Annotated in this window: 3 protein-coding genes; all 3 read left to right on the top strand. The window is 74.2% G+C overall.

All coding sequences use genetic code 11. The annotated features are described in order from the left end of the window. Positions 1–398 (top strand): DUF5947 family protein (locus AB0O00_RS36475; protein WP_363659000.1); only part of this gene is annotated, 398 nt, incomplete at its 5' end. A 100-nt stretch (positions 399–498) separates the two neighbouring features. Further along, positions 499–1128, top strand: a complete 630-nt coding sequence (locus tag AB0O00_RS36480) for a DUF6084 family protein (RefSeq protein ID WP_363659001.1) — start codon at positions 499–501, stop codon at positions 1126–1128. After that, on the top strand, positions 1125–2235 hold a 1111-nt coding region (locus AB0O00_RS36485), incomplete at its 3' end, for a hypothetical protein (RefSeq protein ID WP_363659002.1). The genes AB0O00_RS36480 and AB0O00_RS36485, both read left to right, overlap by 4 nt.

Raw genomic sequence — 2235 nt, forward strand, 5'->3', positions numbered from 1 at the left:
GCGACGTCGACGAGCGCCTGTGGCCGGTGCTCGGCATCCCGGTCGGCACCGCGTTCCTGTTCCGCAACGCCGCGCTCGACCAGCTGCTCGCCTTCTACCCGGGCCCGGCCGGCGCCACCGAGAGCGAACTCGACGAGGACGCCTGGGACCGCGCCCTCGGCGGGAGCCGGCTGGCCGCCGCCCTCGAACCGGACGTCGAGGCCCTGCTGCTGCGCCGCACCGACGGCCGCGTCGAGTGCTACCTGGTGCCGATCGACGTCTGCTACGAGCTGGTCGGCCGGCTGCGGCGGTGCTGGCACGGCTTCGACGGCGGCGCCGAGGCGCGGGCCGAACTCGACGCGTTCTTCGCCCGGCTGGCCGACCGCGCCCGCCCGCTGCCGGCGGAGGTGACGGCATGAGCGAACGATGGGGGTACCCCCGGCCGGAGGCTGGGGGAGAGCGACTAATTGAAGGGTGCACGTTGCGCGAAGCGCTCGCCGAGCGAAGCGAGGTGGGGGCATGAGCGCGCTCGGCTTCGCCTGCACCGGCGTGCGCTCCGACCCGTACGCGGCCACACCGACGCTGGTGTTCCGGCTGCGGATCACCGTGCCGGCCGACACTCGGGTGCACGCCCTCGTCCTCCAGTGCCAGCTGCGGATCGAACCGGGCCGCCGGTCCTACGCCGAGGCCGAGGGCGGACGGCTGACCGACCTGTTCGGCGAGCGGGAGCGCTGGGCGACCACGCTCAACCCGATCCAGCTCGCCACCGTGCCGCTGCTCGTGCCCGGCTTCACCGGCGAGACCGAGGCCGACCTCGCGGTGCCGTGCAGCTACGACCTGGAGGTGGCCTCCGCCCGCTACTTCCGGGCGCTGGACGGCGGCGAGGTGCCGCTGCTGCTGCTCTTCTCCGGCACCGCGTTCGCCGGTCCCGGCGGGTTCCAGGTCACCCCCGTGCCGTGGGACAAGGAGGCCCGGGTGCGGATGCCGGTCCGGGTCTGGCGCCAGGCGATCGACCAGCACTTCCCCGGCTGCGGCTGGATGCGCCTGCCGGACGACCTGATGGACGGCCTGCTGGCCTACCGCTCCCGGCGGGCCCTGCCTTCGTGGGAGGCGACGGTGCGCGAACTGCTCGAGGAGGCAGTCCAGTGAGCGATTTCCCGGAGGGGATCGAGAGCGCCTTCGCCGCCGCCCGGCAGATCGCCGACGCCGTGCTGCTGGAGGGCTACGTGCTCTACCCGTACCGCGCCTCGGCGGCCAAGAACCGGCTGCGCTGGCAGTTCGGCGTCCTGGTGCCGCCGGAGTACACCGCGCAGGGCGGCGAGCACTCCCACCAGCGGACCGAGTGCGTCATGGAGGCGCGGCAGGACGACCGGCTCGCGGTCGAGCTGCGCTTCCTGCGCGTCCAGCGGCGGACCGTCGAACAGGCCACCCCCACCGGCGGGTTCGAGCCGGTGGAGCGGCTGGAGTTGGCCGACCGGGTGCTCGTCGAGTGGGACGAGGCCGTCGAGGAGCGGATCGAAGTCCTCGTGCCCGTCGAGGAGTTGCTGGGCGAGGGGATGCAGCAGGGGTTCCGGCTGCCGGGCGTCGGCGAGACGGAGCTGCTGCGCGAGCACGGCACCGCCGTCGGACGGCTGGTGCGGCGGCGCGAACAGGTCGACGGCGTCCTGCGGTTGAAGGCCGAGGAGCTGCCGGGCCCCTACCGGGCGCAGCGCCTCACGGCCGTGGTGGAGAACGCCTCCACCTGGATGCCGCGCCGGCGCACGCCGCGCGAGGAGGCGCTGCCGCGCGCCCTGGTCTCCGTACATCTTCTGCTCGGGCTGGAGCACGGCCGGTTCCTGTCGGTCACCGATCCGCCCGAGTGGGCACGCCCGGCCGTCGAGCGGTGCCGCAACGAGCAGACGTGGCCCGTTCTGGCCGGACCGGACGGCGGGTGCAAGGTGGTCCTGTCCTCGCCGATCATCCTGGAGGACCACCCGCGGGTGGCGCCCGAGAGCCTCGGCACGCTGTACGACGCGACGGAGATCGACGAGATCCTGGCGCTGCGGACCGCCGCCCTGACGGACGGGGAGAAGCGGGAGGCCCGGGGCACCGACGCGCGGGCCGGCGCCGTGATCGACCTCGCCGAGTCGATGCCGCCCGAGGTGCTGGAGCGCCTGCACGGCGCGATCCGGGGGCTGCGCGAGATCGCGTCCCCGGGCGACGAACAGCCATGGTGGGACCCGGGCAACGATCCGGCCGTCGACCCCGAACGGGACG

The sequence above is a fragment of the Kitasatospora sp. NPDC093558 genome, from assembly GCF_040683475.1.
Taxonomy (GTDB): domain Bacteria; phylum Actinomycetota; class Actinomycetes; order Streptomycetales; family Streptomycetaceae; genus Kitasatospora.

Excerpts from the sequence above, each read along its gene's own strand:
- AB0O00_RS36480 (WP_363659001.1), top strand. The coding sequence starts at position 499 with ATGAGCGCGCTCGGCTTCGCCTGCACCGGCGTGCGCTCCGACCCGTAC.